We start from the raw sequence: 16,959 nt of genomic DNA on the forward strand, positions 1-16,959 counted from the left end.
ATGCTGGCTTATGTGATTCGACGCCTGCTGCTGATCATTCCCACGCTGCTGGCCATTTTGATTGTCAACTTCCTGATCGTGCAGGCCGCCCCCGGTGGCCCGGTCGAGCAGGCCATCGCGCGCATTCAGGGTTTCAGCCCCAATGGTGTTGGTGGCGGCGGTGGCGAAGTAGCCGCAAGCGGCACCGCCAGCCGCAGCACGCGCGGGCTCGACCCGGCGCTGATCGAGCAGATCAAGGAACATTACGGTTTCGACAAACCGATGCACGAACGACTCTGGCTGATGCTCAAGAATTACGCACAGCTGGACTTCGGCACCAGCTTCTTCCGTGGCGCGCCGGTCACCGAACTGATTGCCCAGAAGCTTCCGGTGTCACTGTCACTCGGGCTTTGGGCGACGCTGATCACGTACCTGATTTCCATCCCGCTGGGCATACGCAAAGCGGTGCGGCATGGCAGTGCGTTTGACGTCTGGAGCAGCACGCTGGTGATCATCGGCTACGCCACGCCCGCGTTTCTGTTCGCCATTCTGCTGATTGTGGTGTTCGCCGGAGGCAGCTACCTGAGCTGGTTTCCGGCGCAGGGTTTGTTCTCGGAGAACTTCGACAGCCTGAGCACCTGGGGCAAGGTGAAAGACTATCTGTGGCACCTGGTGTTGCCAGTCAGCTCGCTGGTAATCGGCGGGTTCGCCACGCTGACCATCCTCACCAAGAACAGCTTCCTCAACGAAATCAGCCGTCAGTACGTGGTCACGGCACGCGCCAAGGGCCTGACCGAGCATCGCGTGCTGTACGGCCATGTGTTTCGCAACGCCATGCTGTTGGTCATCGCGGGCATTCCGCAGGCGTTGATCGAAGTGTTTTTCGCCGGCTCGCTGCTGATCGAAACCATCTTCGGCCTCGATGGGCTGGGGCGCATGAGTTACGAGGCGGCGGTCTCGCGGGACTACCCCATCGTGTTCGGCACGCTGTTCCTGTTCACGCTGTTCGGCCTGCTGATCAAACTGATCGGTGACCTGTGTTACACGCTGGTCGACCCACGCATCGACTTTTCCGCGAGGAGCGCCTGATGTTCGAGTTCTCTCCCCAGACCCGGCGCCGCTTCGACCTGTTCAAGGCCAACCGTCGCGGTTGGTGGTCGCTGTGGATCTTCATCGGCCTGATGCTGGTCTGCCTGTGCGGCGAGCTGATCGCCAACGACAAGCCGCTGCTGGTCAGCTACGACGGGCAGATGTATTACCCGGTGTTGCGCACCTACATGGAAACCGATTTCGGCGGCGAACTGCCCTTCGAACCGGACTATTCAAGCGACTACGTGCGCAAGCTGATCGCCGCCAAAGACGGCTGGATGCTGTTCGCACCGATCCCGTTCAGCTACGACACCATCAACTACGACCTGGACGCGCCCTCGCCCAGCCCGCCCGACGGCACTAACTGGCTGGGCACTGACGAGCAGGCCCGTGACGTGCTGGCACGTGTGCTGTTCGGCGCGCGGATTTCCATCCTGTTCGCGCTGCTGCTGACCGCGATCAGCACGGTGATCGGTGTCTGCGCCGGGGCGATTCAGGGGTACTACGGCGGCATGACCGACCTGATCGGCCAGCGCATTCAGGAAATATGGTCGGGTTTGCCGGTGCTGTATCTGCTGATCATTCTGTCCGGCTTCGTGTCACCGAGTTTCTGGTGGTTGCTGGGCATCATGGCGCTGTTCTCCTGGCTTTCGCTGGTGGACGTGGTGCGTGCCGAGTTTTTGCGCGGGCGTAATCTTGAATACGTGAAAGCCGCCCGCGCACTGGGCCTGACCGATGCCGCGCTGATGTGGCGGCACATCCTGCCCAACGCGATGACCAGCACCCTGACGTACCTGCCGTTCATCATCACCGGTGCCATCGCTACTCTGACCGCGCTGGACTTTCTCGGCTTCGGCATGCCCGCTGGCAGCGCTTCGCTGGGCGAACTGATCGGCGAGGCCAAGCGCAACCTGCAAGCGCCCTGGCTGGGGCTGACCGCGTTCGTAGCGCTGGCTCTGATCCTTTCTCTTTTGGTGTTCATCGGCGAAGCCTGCCGCGACGCGTTTGATCCTCGGAGCTGACATGCAAGACAACCTGATTGAAATTCGCGACCTGCGGGTCGCCTTCAACGGCCATGAAGTGGTGCATGGCGTCAGCCTCGACATCCGCCGTGGCGAGTGCCTGGCGCTGGTCGGCGAATCCGGCTCGGGCAAGTCGGTCACTGCGCATTCGATTCTGCGTCTGTTGCCGGCCAAAACCGTCAGCACCCAGGGCTCGATTCGCTATGACGGGCTCGACTTGGTTACTGCCAGCGACAAGCAATTGCGCAGCCTGCGTGGCAACCGTGTGGCGATGATTTTTCAGGAGCCCATGAGCTCGCTGAACCCGCTGCACACGGTCGAAAAGCAGATCGGCGAAATTCTCGTCACTCACAAGGGCCTCAAAGGCAAGGCCGCGCTGAGCCGCACCCTGGAGCTGCTGGAACTGGTCGGCATCCGCGACCCGCTGTCACGCCTCAAGGCATATCCGCATCAACTGTCGGGTGGGCAGCGCCAGCGCATCATGATTGCTATGGCACTGGCTAACGAGCCCGACTTGCTGATCGCCGACGAGCCGACCACCGCGCTGGACGTGACCGTGCAGGTGAAGATTCTGGAGTTGCTCAAATCCTTGCAGCAGCGGCTGAACATGTCGCTGCTGCTGATCAGCCACGACCTCAATCTGGTGCGGCGCATCGCTCAGCGGGTCTGCGTGATGCGTGAGGGCGAAATCGTCGAGCAGGCCGATTGCCAGACGCTGTTCGACAATCCGCAGCATCCTTACAGCCGCTTGCTGATCAACGCAGAACCAGACGGCGAGCCGGTGCCGTCCACGCACAGCAACACGCTGTTGTCGGTGCAGGACCTGAAAGTCTGGTTTCCGCTGGGCAAAGCCTGGTTCAAGCGCGAGCCGCAGTATGTGAAGGCGGTGGATGGGGTGAGTTTCGAGCTGCTCAAGGGCAAGACACTCGGGATTGTCGGCGAGTCCGGCTCGGGCAAATCGACCCTGGGCCAGGCGATTTTGCGTCTTGTCGATTCAGAGGGCAGCATCCGTTTCGGCACCAAGGAGCTGAGCCTGCACAGCCAGCACCTGATGCGCCCGTTGCGTCGTCAGTTGCAGGTGGTGTTTCAGGACCCGTTCGGTAGCCTCAGCCCGCGCATGACCGTGGAGCAGATCATCGCCGAGGGGTTGGTGACGCACAATATCGGCACGCCGAAAGAGCGTGAGCAGACGGTGATCCGGGTGTTGCAGGAAGTCGGGCTGGATCCGGCAACCCGGCATCGTTACCCGCACGAGTTTTCCGGCGGTCAGCGCCAGCGCATTTCCATCGCCCGGGCGCTGGTGCTTGAGCCGGATCTGATCCTGCTCGACGAGCCGACGTCAGCGCTCGACCGTACGGTGCAGAAACAGATCGTCGCCCTGCTGCGTGACCTGCAAATCCGTCATGGCCTGACGTACCTGTTCATCAGCCATGACCTGGCGGTTGTCCATGCGCTGGCGCATGACCTGATTGTGATCAAGGACGGCAAGGTGGTCGAACAAGGCCCGTCCCGCGAGATCTTCGCCGCGCCGCAGCAGGCCTATACTCAGGAACTGCTGCGTTCTTCCGGGCTGGTGTTTGCCTGAGCCTGAATTTGAAAGCCAGGTACGAAAGCTAGTTGTGGAAACTCTGGCCTAGCGCCTCCAGGCGTATGGCCAGCGGCGACAGGCTCTGGCTGCTGGTCGCCAGCACACCGATATTGGCGGCGGTGTGCTCGGCGATGGTCTGCACCGAACGTAATTGATCGGCGATTTCCCGGCTGACGGTGGACTGCTGTTCAGTGGTCGTGGCAATCAGGCCGTTAAGCTGGGTGATATGACCGATACCTTCGCCGACTGCACGCAGGGATTCCGACGCCCGCTGGCTGTTTTCCACACAACGCCCGACGCCTTGCAGGCTGTCGTTCATGGCTGTAGCGGCCTGACGGCTGCCCTTTTGCAGGTCTTCGATGATGGTCTGGATTTCCTTGGTCGACGACGCTGTGCGTTGCGCCAGATTGCGCACCTCGTCGGCCACCACGGCAAAGCCCCGGCCCTGCTCTCCGGCTCGTGCAGCTTCAATCGCTGCGTTCAGCGCGAGCAGGTTGGTCTGCTCGGCAATACTGCCGATCACGTCCAGCACCTTGCCGATCTGCTCTGACTGGTTGGCAAGTGCCTGCACGGTTTCATCGGTGGTGTTGATGCGCGCGGCAAGCTGAGTGATTTCGCTCTGCGCACGGTCGACGCTGTCGCGTCCGTGAGCCACCTGATCGCTTGCATCACCGGCACGCTGCACGGCTTGCGCAACATGGCTGGAGATATCGTTCATGGCATCACCCATGCGCTGCATTGCGCCGGTCATGCGGGCGATCTCGCTGAGTTGATGCTGTGCTCCGGCTTCCAGCGTACCGCTGGCCTTGGCAAGGTCATGACCCAGCTCGCCGAGCCCGCGTGTGTCGCGCACCACGCCGTCGACAAGGCTGGTGATCTGCTCCAGAAACTGCTCGAAACGTTGCGCCAGCGGCACGCGTTTGGCCGAACGCTCGCTTGTCTGGCTATTGGGCGAAAACTGATTGGTGGTGGCCAGCATTCGATCGAGCATGTCCTGATTCTCGACCGCTTCAGCCTGATTCTGCACGGCCAGATAGACCAGAATCGCGCTTTCTACAACGACGTACACCGCATGCACCATCACCATGCTCCAGCCGCCGCCGTGGTGCATGACGTAAACCGGGAAGCCCGCATGCTGCAGGGCGTGGAAACCGATATGGTGGATGGCAATGGTGACGGCAGCGACCAGAATCGGCAGCCAGTCGCGGTAGAAGGTCAGCACGGCGAGGAAGACGAAGATGCCGAAATGTATTTCGATCAGCCCGTGCGCCTGATTGATATGCAGCGCGGCCATGACCATCAGGCCTACACCCACACAGCAGCGCATCAATCGGGTGCCGCCGATGGCACGATACAGCCCGGTCAGCACCACCGCGGTGCCGCCACCGACCACGACTGCCTGGGTGAACGTATCAAACCAGAACGCCAACCCGAGCGCGTAGATGAACAATAGCCAGATCAGGCCCAGCATGATCCGGTCGGCCTTGCGGTAATGGTCCAGGAAACGAGGGGCTACGGGCATCGAACACATCCTTTTGAAATCCATGGCGACAGGGGGCCCCGTCGGTTTTCAGATCTGCACGAGCAAAACCCCGGCCAACGTGCCATCTGGATGGTGGCCCTATGCCAGAATTTCAGAAATATATTATTCGGTCAGTGTTGAGGCGCGACGATCTCTCTGGCTTGAGCAAGCGGCGCTACGCAGATTTGTGACGCAGAGCGTCACGAAGGGCGTTCCCACGCTGGAGCGTGCGGAACGATAAGTGTCTGGGGGATCGCGGAACGGGCGGCCCACGCGGTGGCCGGGCAAACACTATCGTGCCCATGCTCCGCGTGGGTATGCCGTTCTGGACGCTCTGCGTCCTCTCCGAGCTAGAGATTCAGTGGCGCAACAGTTTGCGCAGTGGCACGCCGTCTTTCATGACCGGGGATTTGATGACGATGTAGCTGAAGTACTTGGAGATGCCAATGTTCTTGTCCAGCAGTTCTTCGATCACTTCCTGATAGTGCTGAATGCTGCGGGTCATGAAGCGCACCAGGTAGTCGTAGCCGCCGCTGATCAGGTGGCACTCCAGCACTTCGTCGACGTGACGGATGTTGGCTTCGAATTTGGCGAAGTCTTCGCGCTTGTGGTCGCTGAGGGAGATTTCCGTGAACACTGTGACCGATTCGGTGATCTTGGCCAGATTAAGGTGCGCCTTGTAGCTGGAAATATAACCTGCCGACTCCAGACGTTTGACGCGTTGCAGGCAAGGGCTTGCGGAAAGCCCGACGGCGTCGGCCAGGCTGACGTTGGTCATGCGCCCGTCTTTCTGGAGTTCTACCAGGATATTGATATCAATCCGATCCAGTTTGACCAAGCCTTCCATTACCTACCTCTTGTATTGCCATTCACGGTGCCTACCTTCTAGCAAAATCAGCGCCGTAAAGACAGCTGATGCTGAGCGACGAGATCGGCCATGCTGTTGATGCACAGGTCGGCAGTGCATGGCTGACGGTGCTGTTCGCGGCTGCGGCGGATCAGGCACAGCCCGCCAGTGCTCAGCGCCGAGGCCGGTGGGCGTGACACTATCAGGGTGTCACGCGGCTCCAGATCCATGTCGGCAAGCCACGCCGTGTCGTCCAGCGGGTGGGTGGTCAGTGACAGCAGGCTGTCGGGCTCGAGCCCCAGCCGTTCGCACAGGATGCCGCGATCCTGCAGGTCCCGGTCGGCGTACACCAGCAGCCGATAGAACTTGCGCAGGTAGAGCATCGCGCCGGGTGCATCCTCGAACAGCGTCCAGTTCGGCACGGAACGGGCGAAGGTCATACCTTCTTCCCAACTGGCCTTGATGCCAAGGCGCTCGGCCAGTTGCCGGTGCGCAAAGCACAGCAGGCCGCTGAATCCCAATTCGTCGAAGCGCGGATAGAGCGTGCGCACAACATCATTGAATTCGGTCAGGACCGAGTCTTTATCCGGTGTGTTCAGACCGTTTTCCAGCAACGGCTGCAACGCCGCCCAGACACCCGAATCACGGTCCACCAGAACCTCATCACAATCGATCAGCAGTGCGCGGTAATCAATAAGCCCCATGGCAGGCAACGTCTCCATTCAACAATGATCCCCAGCGCGGGTGGTCGCAGCGTCTCGCGACAACCGCGACCACGTCTACGCTCAGCTGGACTTCAATACTCGTGCCAAGGCGGCATCGAGAATGGTCAGTGCTTCATCGATCTGCTGCTCTGTGGTGACCAGCGGTGCGAGGAAACGCAACACGTTGCGGTACACACCACACTTGATCACCAGCAGACCGCCAATGCGTGCCTGATCAATGATCTTCTGATTGAGATCAGCGTCCGGGCTACGTGCGGCGTCGTTCTTGACCAGTTCCATGGCGAGCATGAAGCCGGTGCCGCGCACGTCGCCGATGCAGGTGTAACGGTCCTTGAGCTTGAGCAGACCGGCACGCAAGTGTTCGCCCAGCTGTTCGCCACGCGCGAGCAGATTGTCCTGTTCGTACGTATCGATCACTGCCAGTGCCGCGGCACAGGACAGCGCATTACCGCCGTAAGTGCCCCCCAGACCGCCCGGAAGCGGTGCATCCATGATCTCGGCACGACCGACCACGCCTGACAGCGGCATGCCGCCCGCGAGGCTCTTGGCAACCGTCACCAGATCAGGCTGGATACCCGAATGCTCGAAACCGAACCATTTGCCGGTACGCCCGAAACCGGACTGGATTTCATCGACAATCAGCACGATGCCATGTTGCTCGGTCAGCGCACGCAAGGCCTTCATGAACTCCACCGGCGCAGTCAGGAAGCCGCCATCGCCCTGCATCGGCTCGATCAGAATCGCCGCCACACGCTCCGGTGCGACCTGGGTGGCCAACAGCTCGTGCAACGCCGCCAGCGCGACTTCGCTGGTCACGCCGCGATACTCGTTCGGGTACGGCGTGTGGAACACTTCGGGGGCCATCGGGCCGAAATTCTGTTTGTACGGCTGGCTCATGCCGGTCAGCGTGGTGCCAAGCAGTGTACGGCCATGAAAACCGCCGCGGAACGAGATAACTGCCGGGCGATTGGTGTGAGCGCGGGCGATTTTCACCGCGTTTTCGACCGCTTCGGCGCCAGAGGTGAAAAGCACGGCCTTGTGATCGATGCCGCTCTGGCCCGCGATGAGATGGCTCAGGCGTTTGGCCAGATCCAGATAGGGCTGATAGGACGCCACCTGGAAGCAGGCGTGGGTGACCTTGGTCAGTTGCGCCTGAATCGCCGCGACCACGTTGGGGTGGTTGTGGCCGATGTTCAACACGCCGATACCGCCGACGAAATCCAGATAGCGCTTGCCATCGACGTCCCACAGTTCAGAACCTTGCGCGCGGTCGATGACCAGCGGATGGGCTGTGACAATGCCTCGCGGCACGAACTGATCGCGCTGGCGGAGCAGATGAGGTGTTTCGTCGACTTTGCTGTTCATGGTTTTACCTGTCGTGGGCCTGGCAGCCGACGGGGTGGCTGCGATGCTGTTCAGGTTAAGCGTTCAGCGAAATGATCTACGCCGAACTTGCCCTCTCAGATGTCCAGATCAACTGTTTTTCGCCTCGCAAACGGCAGATTCCTTCATGCCTTGCGAGCACCACGCAATCTGCCGGGCAACGCTGCTTTTCAGTCATCCCGATGCTCTGCAAAAGGCTGTTTCGACAGATCCTGCTTTCGACTTGCGGCATGATGGGGCTCCACTTTCACACTCAGGAAACGCCCATGCCCGCCCTGCTCTATAAAGCCGACCCCGCACGCGCCGAACGCTGGCGTGTCCTGTTTGCCGAGCATGCGCCGGACATTGAATGGCGGGTGTGGCCGGATATCGGCGACCCGGCCGATATCCACTACTTGGGCTCCTGGCTGGCACCTGACGATCTACAGGAGCTGCTGCCCAACCTGAAGGTGCTGTTCGCCTTGTCTGCGGGCGTCGATCAACTGGACCTGAGCCGTATTCCCGAGTCCTTGCCGGTGGTTCGTCTGCTGGACCCCGGCATCAGTCACGGGATGTGTCAGTACGCGTCTTTGGCGGTACTGAGCCTGCACCGGGAAATGCTGCGTTATCGGCAGCAGCAGGTCGAGGGCGTCTGGAAAGCTCATCCGCTGGTACCGGCGCACAAGCGTCGCGTGGGTGTGATGGGGCTGGGCTTGCAGGCGCAGCATATTCTGTCGACCCTAAAACCATTCGGTTTCGAGCTGTCGGGCTGGGCGCGTAGCGAGCATCAGGTAGACGGCGTGACGTGTTATGCGGGTGAAGGACAGCTGAGTGCGTTTCTTGGTCAGTGCGACATTCTGCTGTGTGTGTTGCCGCTGACCGGGCAAACTGAAGGCATCCTCAATCGCCAGCTTTTCGAGCGCCTGCCCCCAGGTGCAGCATTGATCAACATGGGCCGTGGCGGGCATCTGGTGGAAGCGGACCTGCTTGAAGCACTGGATAGCGGCCAGTTGAGCGCTGCGGTGCTGGATGTACTGCAACAGGAACCGGCACCGGCTGATCATCCGTTCTGGCAACACCCGAAGATCATGCTGACACCGCATGTCGCGGCCATGACCCAACCGGAAAGCGCCTTTCCTGGCCTGCTCGATAACATTCGCCGCTTTGAGCGTGGTGAAGCAATGCAGGGGCAGGTGGATCGCGGCCAGGGTTACTGATGCGTTGGATTATCGTTCCCCACGCTCCGCGTGGGAATGCAGTTCTGGACGCTCCGCGTCCGATCTTGAGCGTGCTGTGCTCTGTGGATTTGTGACGCGGAGCGTCACGACCTGCATTCCCACGCTGGAGCGTGAGGAACGATAATCTCAACTATCGTGCCGACGCTCCGCGTTGGTACGCCGTTCTGAACACTACAACCCCCCCACATGAAACGCCTTCACTTCCAGGTATTCATCCAGGCCGTAGCTGGAGCCTTCGCGGCCCAGGCCGGATTGTTTGACGCCACCGAACGGGGCGACTTCCATGGAGATGATGCCGGTGTTGAGGCCGACCATGCCGAACTCCAGCGCCTCACCGAAACGCCATGAGCGACGCAGGTCCTGGGTGAAGTAGTACGCGCCAAGGCCATAAGGCGTGGCGTTGGCCAGTGCCAGCGCTTCGGCTTCGTCGGTGAAGCGCATCAGTGGCGCAACAGGCCCGAAGGTTTCCTCGTTGGCCAGCAGCATGCCCGCATGGGTTTCGCCCAATACCGTTGGCTGGACGAATTGGCTGGTGCCATCGGGACGGCCGCCATGCAGCAACTTCGCGCCCTGGCTCAGCGCATCATCAATGTGCCGGGTAACCTTGCTGACCGCCGCCGGGTTGATCAGCGGGCCAATGGTCACGCCCTCTTCCAGGCCGTTGCCGACCTTGAGTTTGCTCACTTCCTCCACCAGCCGTGCAGCAAAACGGTCGTAGATGCCGTCTTGCACCAGAATCCGGTTGGCGCACACGCAGGTCTGCCCGGCGTTGCGGAATTTGCTGAGCATGATGCCCGTCACCGCCTGTTCCAGGTCCGCGTCGTCAAACACGATGAAGGGCGCGTTGCCGCCCAGTTCGAGGCTCAGACGCTTGATGTGTTCGGCGCTCTGGCGCATCAGCAAGCGGCCGACCGGGGTCGAGCCGGTAAAGGAAATCTTGCGCACCACCGGGTTGCCGGTGAGTTCTTCGCCAATGCCTGCGGGCATGCCGGTAATGACGTTGAACACACCGGCAGGAATACCCACGCGTTCGGCCAATACCGCCAGCGCCAGCGCCGACAAAGGCGTGAGGTCCGATGGCTTGACGATGATCGGGCACCCGGCAGCCAAGGCTGGCGCGCACTTGCGGGTGATCATTGCGTTGGGAAAATTCCACGGGGTGATTGCGGCGCACACACCCACCGGCTGCTTGAGGGTCATCAAACGGCGGTCTGCGCTGGGCGCGGGGATGGTTTCACCGTAGGAGCGGCGCGCCTCTTCAGCGAACCATTTGACGAAGCTGGCGCCATAGCGGATCTCGCCGCGTGATTCGTTCAGCGGCTTGCCCTGCTCAAGGGTCATGATCAGCGCCAGGTCTTCGACGTTATCGAGCATTGCCTGATGCCAGCGCTCCAGCAGCGCCGCGCGCTCGGCAGCGGGACGTGCGCGCCAGGCGGGCCAGGCACGATCCGCAGCTTCGATGGCGCGACGGGTTTCAGGGCCATTCAGGGCCGGAACCTGCGCGATCGTTTCGCCGGTCGCCGGGTCGCTGATGGTCAGCGTTGCACCATCGTCAGCGCTGATCCATTGCCCATCGACGTAGGCGCGGTCTACCAGCAGGCTGGGGTCTTTCAACTGATTCTTGAGCATGGTCGAGTCCTGTTTCGGAATACCTGCCAGTCTAGGCAGGCGCCGCAGTCCAGGATGCTGAAAGCAGGATAACGGCAGCGTCCGATGCTGAAATTTGCTCTCGGACGGCAGCCTCTACTGCTTCAACGAGCCCAGCAGGGTTTGCAGAAAGCGCTCACCCGCCTTCATCTGGCTCTCCTCGATAAACTCGTCCGGCTTGTGTGCCTGCTCGATAGAGCCTGGCCCGCACACCACCACCGGCACGTTGAGCCGCCCGGCGAACAGACCGCCTTCAGTGCCATAGGAGACCTTGATGTGCTGAGTGCCCGGTTCGGCAAATGCGTGCAGCATGCGCACTGCTTCAACACTCGGATGAGTCTCCAGCGCCGGGTACTCGTTCATCACTTCGATTTCGATAGCGGCCACGCCCGACAATTGTTTCGCCTCGCGTACCAGCACTTCGGCGCGCTCGCGCAGTTGCTCCAGCAGCACGTCGGGATTGTCGCCCGGCAGGTTGCGGTATTCGAATTCCATGGTGCACAGGTTGGGCACAATGTTCAGCGCCTTGCCGCCATCGATACGGCCGATGTGCACGGTGCTGTAAGGGATGTCGTAACCCTCGTCACGCGCGCCTTGTTGCTCGATCTGCTTCTGGCTGTTGCGCAGTTCGGCGATGAAATCGCTGGCCAGATGAATCGCGTTGACCGCTCTGGGTGCCAGCGACGAATGCGCCTCCTGGCCTCGGCAGAAGGTGCGATAGGACGCCTTGCCCTTGTGCCCTACGGCAAACTGCATCAGCGTCGGTTCGCCTACCACACACAGAAACGGGCGCATCGGTGCCAGATGCAACACATCCAGCAGCCGCCGCACGCCGACACAGCCGATCTCTTCATCATGGGACAACGCCAGTTGCAGCGGACGGATCAGGGTCATGTCCGCGGCATCGAGCATCGCGTCGATGGCCAGGGCAATGAAACCCTTCATGTCGCAGGTGCCACGGCCGTAGATACGCCCGTCACGCAGGGTGGCCTGAAACGGCGGCAACGTCCACGCCTGGCCAGCAGCAGGAACCACGTCGGTGTGGCCGGACAGCAGCACGCCGGGTACATCACGCGGGCCGGTGCTGGCGAACAGGTTGGCCTTCTTGCCGGTCTCGTCCTTGACGATCAACGACTCGATGCCCTTGCTGGCCAGCAGTTCACGGACGTATTCGATCAGTGCCATGTTCGGCTCCGACGACACGGTGTCGAAGGCGATCAGGCGTTTGAGAATTTCCAGGGCGCGGGGGCTCATGAGGCTTTACTCGCTTGTTCGGTAACGATTTCAAAACGGCGAATGTCGAACGGGCTGATCGAGGTGCTGGTGGTGCCGGTGCTGATCAGTTCAGCCATCACGTCGCCCACGCCCGGACCGAGCTGGAAGCCGTGACCGCAGAAGGCAAATGCATAGAACAGGCCATCGACCTTACCGCTGCGGCCCATCACTGGCAGTGAGTCCGGCGTGTAGCCTTCAATGCCGCTCCACACGCGGATGATGTTCAGGTTGCCGACACCGGGCAACAGCCGACGCATCTGCTGCACCTGATTGATGATGCTGCGCGGCTCGACGTAGGCGCGGCGGTTGACCATGTCCGGCTTGCTGCGAAAACCACCGCCGATGACGATGTTGCCACGTGCGATCTGCCGAAAGTAGATCACTTCGTGAGGGATTTTGGTGAACACGCCGATGACGGTCGGCAGCGCATAAGGCACCGGTTCGGTCACAGCCATCTGCGGGCCATTGGTTTCCAGCGGTACGGGCTCGCCAAACTGCGCGGAGAGTTTTTGCCCCCAGGCACCTGCGGTGATCAATAATTGATCGGCAGTGAAAATGCGCCCGTCAGTGGTAGTGACTTCAAATTCGTTACCGACCTTTTCCACATGCGCCACTTCGGTACGCTCTTCGATGCGCGCCCCGGCACGAATCGCTGCGCGCGCAAAAGCCGGTGCAGCCAGACGTGGGTTGGCGTGGCCATCGTGTGGCGCGTAGGAGCCGCCCTTTACGTCCGGCCCGAGAAACCCGAAACGCTCGTGCAGTGCCTTGCCGCTGTAGATTTTCAGGTCCAGCTCACGGGCTTCCGGGGCCGCTGCATAAGCTTCCAGCTCAGCGATTTCATCCTCGCGATAGCAGACGCGCATGTGCCCGCTGGGCAGAAACTCCAGGTCTTCACCGATCAGCTCAGGCAACCGCTGCCACAGTGCTCTGGAGCGGTTGGCCAGTTCCAGCTGACCGAGATGCCGGCCTTGGCGCCGCACGTTGCCGAAGTTGACGCCGCTGGCGTACTGGCCGATCACGTCGCGCTCCAGCAGGGTCACCGACTTGCCGCGCTGACGCAGAAAGAACGCCGACGCCGAGCCCATGAAGCCGCCACCGACAATCAGCACATCCACTTTCGGTTGTTTCATGAGGCCACCTCGTCCACCAGCATCGACAGCGGTTTGACCGGTGCCTGCCCGCGCTGACGACCGACCTGCTCGACCGGCACACCGGCTTGGGCAGCGATTACTTCGGCACCGGCCTGCGAGCAATAACGGCCTTGGCAACGGCCCATGCCAACGCGACTGAAAGCCTTGGCGCGGTTGACTTCGCATGCGCCTTTTTCACGCACCACGCCGCGCAATTCACCGGCGCTGATCATCTCGCAGCGGCAGACAATCGCTTCATCGGGCAACGCAGCTGCCTGGGCAGCAGGCCAGGGAAACGCTTCGGCCAGCCCGACACGGAAGCGGTCCATGACCTGCAGATTCTTGCGCACTTCTTCGCGGCGCGAGTTATCCACAGGCCGGCCAAGATCGTCCAGCAACGCCATTGCCGCCAATCGCCCTGCCTGTTCGGCAGCATCGGCACCACGGATTTTTGCGCCGTCGCCCGCTGCATAAACGCCGCTCACCGAGGTGCGACCGTCTTCGTCGACCGCCAGCACCCATTGCCCGGACGCGTCGTCGAAACGCAGTTGGCATCCGGCCAGGTCAGCCAGTTGAGTTTCCGGGCGCAGGTGATAACCCAGCGCCAATGCATCGCAATCGACGGTCAGCGAGTTACCGTTGGCGAGCTTCACGCGCACGCCGGTCACACCGTCCTGCTCGCTGCCGATAATTTCTTCGGGCTGCACGCCCAGGTGCACCGGCACTTTAGCGCTGTACAACTGGGCCAGCAGTTTCATGCCGTTGAACAGCAAGCCAGGGCGCGCGAGCAATTTGGGCATCGCGCCGATGCGCTTGCTGAACGGCGAGGTGTCGAGCACGGCGGCCACATCGGCACCGGCTTTGACGTACTGGCTGGCGACCAGGTAAAGCAACGGTCCGCTGCCCATGAACACCACCCGACTGCCGATGGACACCGACTGCGACTTGAGCGCGATCTGCGAGCCGCCCAGGCTGTAGGTGCCTGCCAGTTGCCAGCCCTTGATCGGCATCAGCCGGTCGGTGGCCCCGGCACACAGGATCAGTGCGTCGTATTCCACCACGGTATGCACGCCCTGGCTGGCACAGCACAGCTCGCCATGCGTGAGGTTCCAGGCCAGTGTGTCGGGGCGATAGTCGATTTGTGCGCGCAGGCGATCAAAGCTTTCGTGCAGGTCACGCGCCTTGGCTGCTTCGGTGCCATACAACGCTGAATAATCGCGCTTGAAGCCTTCTGGCTGACGGCGATAGATCTGCCCGCCGTCGCGCCGGTTTTCGTCGATCAGAATCGGTTTGATGCCCGCCGCCAGCAAGGTTTCGGCGCAACGGGTGCCCGCTGGGCCAGCGCCAATGATGACGACTCTCGGGCTGGCAGGGTTCTGAACGTCTAACCGTGAAGAAGTGGCCATTTCGCCTCCGGTTGGGTGGTGACGATATCGAGTCCGTCGCGGACTTCGTTGGAGCAGGCGCGCAGGCGCTCGCCGTTGCGGGTCCAGACCCAGCAATCCTGACAGGCGCCCATCAGGCAAAACCCGGCACGACGTCCGGAGTCGAACTCGGACTGGCGCAGCGTGGCTTTGCGGGTCAGCAACGCCACCATCAAGGTGTCGCCCTGCAATGCTTCTATGGGCGCGCCATCGACCATCAGGCTCACAACTGGGCGATCACGTTCGCCCAGTCTCACAAAACGGCCACTCATGCGTAGGCTCCCACGGTCACAGGATTAAGGTTTTCTTGCACGGCCTGCAGCTCGTCGCTGTCGCGATGGCAGAGGATTTCGCTGCCGCCTGCGATCATGCGACGGCTCGGGGCAGTCTTGTTGCACAGGCCTTCGACACGGGCCGGGCAACGGTTGAGGAAGGTACACAGTTCGGGGTTGTTGGCCGGGGCGCTGATGGGTGGCAGCTTGCCGCTGGTCACACCACAGGTTTCCAGCCAGCCCTGACGCAGTTCTGGCACTGAGTGCACCAGCAGGTCGGTGTACGGATGGAACGGCACACGGCTGAACGCTTCGCGGCTGCCCTCTTCGACCTTGTGGCCGCTGTACATCACCACAATGTCGTCGCACAGCGCGCGGACGGTGGAAATGTCATGGCTGATGAACAGGTAGGAAACACCCAGCTTGCGGCGCAGTTCGCCGAGCAGTTCAAGGATGCACGCGCCCACCACGGTATCCAGCGCTGAGGTCACTTCATCACAGAGGATCAGGTCCGGCTTGGCCGCCAGCGCGCGGGCCAGGTTGACGCGTTGTTTCTGGCCACCCGACAGTTCGTTGGGGCGCCGCTCTGCCAGTTCACGGGGCAGGCGCACCAGGTCCATCAGTTCGTCGATGCGATCGCGCAGGGCTTTGCCCTTCAGGCCGAAATACATCTTCAGCGGGCGCGCCAGAATTGCGCTGATGCTGTGCATCGGGTTGAGCGCGGTGTCGGCGTTCTGGAACACCATCTGGATGCGCCGAAATTGCTCTTCGGTGCGTCCCGCCAAGGTGCCGGACAAGTCGGCACCGTCGAATGTCAGGCTGCCGTGCGCCGGGTCCAGAAGACCGGCGACCACACGGGCCAGGGTCGACTTGCCCGAACCGGACTCGCCGATCACGCCAATGGCCTGGCCACGGCGAATGGTCAGGTCGATGTCTTCCAGCACGCGAATCATCGGCATGCCTTGCAGGTTCTTTTTGCCATAGCCCGCCGTCAGGCCCTTGATGGTCAACAGCGTGCTGTCCTTGACCACTTCGCTGGCCGGTTTCAGTACTTTGTCGGGCCGCGCCGCTGCCAGCAGGCTGCGGGTGTAGGCGTCTTCCGGGCCTTTGAGCAGCGCTGCAGTGCTGCTCTGCTCGATAATCCCCCCGCCATTGAGCACCACGATCTGATCAGCCATCTGCGCCACGACGGCAAGGTCGTGGGAGACATAGACCGCCGTTGCACCGCGCTCGCGCACCACCCGCTTGAAGGCGCGTAGCACGTCGATCTGCGTGGTGACGTCCAGCGCCGTGGTCGGCTCGTCGAGGATCACCAGCAACGGGTCGCTGATCAGCGCCATGGCTGCCATCACGCGCTGCAACTGACCGCCCGAAACCTGATGCGGATAACGCTGGCCGATGCTTTCCGGGTTGGGCAAGGCCAGGTCGCGGAACAGTTCTACGGCCTTGGCTTGCAGGTCTGCACGACTGCCCAGACCATGAATCAGCGCGCCTTCGATAACCTGATCAATAAGTTTTTTGGCCGGGTTGAAAGCCGCCGCGGCACTTTGCGCGATGTAGGAAACACGGTTGCCGCGCAGGCCCTGCAACTGGCTTTCGGGCAGGCTGAGCATGTCGTGCTCGCCCACCTGAACCACACCGCCGGCCAGTTTGCAGCCGCGTCGGGCATACCCCAACAGGGCCAGCGCGATGGTGGTCTTGCCGGAACCGGACTCGCCGATCAACGCCAGCACTTCGCCTTTTTCCAGCGCGAAGCTGACGCCTTTGACGATTTCCAGCTCGCCCTGATCGCCATCGGCAACCACGCGCAGGTCTTGCACACGAATCAACTGGCTCATT

Annotated in this window: 14 protein-coding genes; 4 read left to right on the top strand and 10 right to left on the bottom strand. The window is 61.6% G+C overall.

The genetic code is table 11. From position 1 onward, the window contains the following. The 3 genes from RYB66_RS23645 to RYB66_RS23655 are packed head-to-tail and all read left to right on the top strand — an operon-like array spanning position 1 to position 3,675. Positions 1-1,068, top strand: a complete 1,068-nt coding sequence (locus RYB66_RS23645; RefSeq protein ID WP_005745742.1) for a microcin C ABC transporter permease YejB — start codon at positions 1-3, stop codon at positions 1,066-1,068. Continuing rightward, positions 1,068-2,090: an ABC transporter permease gene (locus tag RYB66_RS23650; RefSeq protein WP_004663151.1), complete on the top strand. Its 1,023-nt coding sequence runs from the start codon at positions 1,068-1,070 to the stop codon at positions 2,088-2,090. The genes RYB66_RS23645 and RYB66_RS23650 overlap by 1 nt, the downstream gene beginning before the upstream one ends. A gap of 1 nt (position 2,091) precedes the next feature. Further along, positions 2,092-3,675: an ABC transporter ATP-binding protein gene (locus RYB66_RS23655; RefSeq protein WP_057405260.1), complete on the top strand. Its 1,584-nt coding sequence runs from the start codon at positions 2,092-2,094 to the stop codon at positions 3,673-3,675. A 28-nt stretch (positions 3,676-3,703) separates the two neighbouring features. On the opposite strand, the gene RYB66_RS23660 is transcribed toward RYB66_RS23655, so the two are convergent. From RYB66_RS23660 to gabT, 4 genes are all read right to left on the bottom strand, one after another. Then, positions 3,704-5,200 (bottom strand): methyl-accepting chemotaxis protein, encoded by a 1,497-nt coding sequence (locus tag RYB66_RS23660; protein WP_057405259.1) that lies wholly within the window; start codon positions 5,198-5,200, stop codon positions 3,704-3,706. A 358-nt stretch (positions 5,201-5,558) separates the two neighbouring features. Next, complete coding sequence (locus RYB66_RS23665; protein ID WP_002555947.1) at positions 5,559-6,047, bottom strand: Lrp/AsnC family transcriptional regulator; 489 nt, start codon at positions 6,045-6,047, stop codon at positions 5,559-5,561. 47 nt (positions 6,048-6,094) lie between these two features. Then, a complete protein-coding gene (locus RYB66_RS23670) occupies positions 6,095-6,751 on the bottom strand; it encodes a 2-haloalkanoic acid dehalogenase (protein WP_316895881.1) in 657 nt (218 codons plus the stop codon). Positions 6,752-6,832: 81 nt separating this feature from the next. Beyond that, positions 6,833-8,137, bottom strand: coding sequence for a 4-aminobutyrate--2-oxoglutarate transaminase (gabT, locus tag RYB66_RS23675; protein WP_005745738.1), 1,305 nt, complete (start codon positions 8,135-8,137; stop codon positions 6,833-6,835). Positions 8,138-8,421: 284 nt separating this feature from the next. Between gabT and RYB66_RS23680 the strand changes: the two genes are divergently transcribed. After that, positions 8,422-9,351, top strand: a complete 930-nt coding sequence (locus tag RYB66_RS23680) for a glyoxylate/hydroxypyruvate reductase A (protein WP_316895632.1) — start codon at positions 8,422-8,424, stop codon at positions 9,349-9,351. A gap of 192 nt (positions 9,352-9,543) precedes the next feature. Here RYB66_RS23680 and RYB66_RS23685 read toward each other — a convergent pair whose 3' ends face one another. The 6 genes from RYB66_RS23685 to RYB66_RS23710 form a co-directional block, all read right to left on the bottom strand. Continuing rightward, positions 9,544-11,001, bottom strand: a complete 1,458-nt coding sequence (locus RYB66_RS23685; RefSeq protein ID WP_316895634.1) for an NAD-dependent succinate-semialdehyde dehydrogenase — start codon at positions 10,999-11,001, stop codon at positions 9,544-9,546. Between the two features lie 114 nt (positions 11,002-11,115). Further along, positions 11,116-12,273, bottom strand: coding sequence for an acetylornithine deacetylase (gene argE / locus RYB66_RS23690; protein WP_316895635.1), 1,158 nt, complete (start codon positions 12,271-12,273; stop codon positions 11,116-11,118). Then, positions 12,270-13,424 (bottom strand): NAD(P)/FAD-dependent oxidoreductase, encoded by a 1,155-nt coding sequence (locus tag RYB66_RS23695; RefSeq protein ID WP_004659574.1) that lies wholly within the window; start codon positions 13,422-13,424, stop codon positions 12,270-12,272. Before RYB66_RS23695 ends, argE begins: the two co-directional genes overlap by 4 nt. Next, complete coding sequence (locus RYB66_RS23700) at positions 13,421-14,830, bottom strand: NAD(P)/FAD-dependent oxidoreductase (protein ID WP_316895638.1); 1,410 nt, start codon at positions 14,828-14,830, stop codon at positions 13,421-13,423. Before RYB66_RS23700 ends, RYB66_RS23695 begins: the two co-directional genes overlap by 4 nt. After that, a complete protein-coding gene (locus RYB66_RS23705; RefSeq protein WP_002555955.1) occupies positions 14,809-15,120 on the bottom strand; it encodes a (2Fe-2S)-binding protein in 312 nt (103 codons plus the stop codon). The genes RYB66_RS23700 and RYB66_RS23705 overlap by 22 nt, the downstream gene beginning before the upstream one ends. After that, positions 15,117-16,958: an ABC transporter ATP-binding protein gene (locus RYB66_RS23710; RefSeq protein ID WP_316895640.1), complete on the bottom strand. Its 1,842-nt coding sequence runs from the start codon at positions 16,956-16,958 to the stop codon at positions 15,117-15,119. Before RYB66_RS23710 ends, RYB66_RS23705 begins: the two co-directional genes overlap by 4 nt. Position 16,959: the final 1 nt, after the last annotated feature.

The sequence above is a fragment of the Pseudomonas syringae group sp. 243L2 genome (genome assembly GCF_032587875.1).
In the GTDB taxonomy this organism is placed as follows: Bacteria; Pseudomonadota; Gammaproteobacteria; order Pseudomonadales; family Pseudomonadaceae; genus Aquipseudomonas; species Aquipseudomonas amygdali.

Coding starts and splice junctions, on each gene's coding strand:
- RYB66_RS23645 (WP_005745742.1), top strand. CDS start 1: ATGCTGGCTTATGTGATTCGACGCCTGCTGCTGATCATTCCCACGCTG.
- RYB66_RS23650 (WP_004663151.1), top strand. CDS start 1,068: ATGTTCGAGTTCTCTCCCCAGACCCGGCGCCGCTTCGACCTGTTCAAG.
- RYB66_RS23655 (WP_057405260.1), top strand. CDS start 2,092: ATGCAAGACAACCTGATTGAAATTCGCGACCTGCGGGTCGCCTTCAAC.
- RYB66_RS23660 (WP_057405259.1), bottom strand. CDS start 5,200: ATGCCCGTAGCCCCTCGTTTCCTGGACCATTACCGCAAGGCCGACCGG.
- RYB66_RS23665 (WP_002555947.1), bottom strand. CDS start 6,047: ATGGAAGGCTTGGTCAAACTGGATCGGATTGATATCAATATCCTGGTA.
- RYB66_RS23670 (WP_316895881.1), bottom strand. CDS start 6,751: ATGGGGCTTATTGATTACCGCGCACTGCTGATCGATTGTGATGAGGTT.
- gabT (WP_005745738.1), bottom strand. CDS start 8,137: ATGAACAGCAAAGTCGACGAAACACCTCATCTGCTCCGCCAGCGCGAT.
- RYB66_RS23680 (WP_316895632.1), top strand. CDS start 8,422: ATGCCCGCCCTGCTCTATAAAGCCGACCCCGCACGCGCCGAACGCTGG.
- RYB66_RS23685 (WP_316895634.1), bottom strand. CDS start 11,001: ATGCTCAAGAATCAGTTGAAAGACCCCAGCCTGCTGGTAGACCGCGCC.
- argE (WP_316895635.1), bottom strand. CDS start 12,273: ATGAGCCCCCGCGCCCTGGAAATTCTCAAACGCCTGATCGCCTTCGAC.
- RYB66_RS23695 (WP_004659574.1), bottom strand. CDS start 13,424: ATGAAACAACCGAAAGTGGATGTGCTGATTGTCGGTGGCGGCTTCATG.
- RYB66_RS23700 (WP_316895638.1), bottom strand. CDS start 14,830: ATGGCCACTTCTTCACGGTTAGACGTTCAGAACCCTGCCAGCCCGAGA.
- RYB66_RS23705 (WP_002555955.1), bottom strand. CDS start 15,120: ATGAGTGGCCGTTTTGTGAGACTGGGCGAACGTGATCGCCCAGTTGTG.
- RYB66_RS23710 (WP_316895640.1), bottom strand. CDS start 16,958: ATGAGCCAGTTGATTCGTGTGCAAGACCTGCGCGTGGTTGCCGATGGC.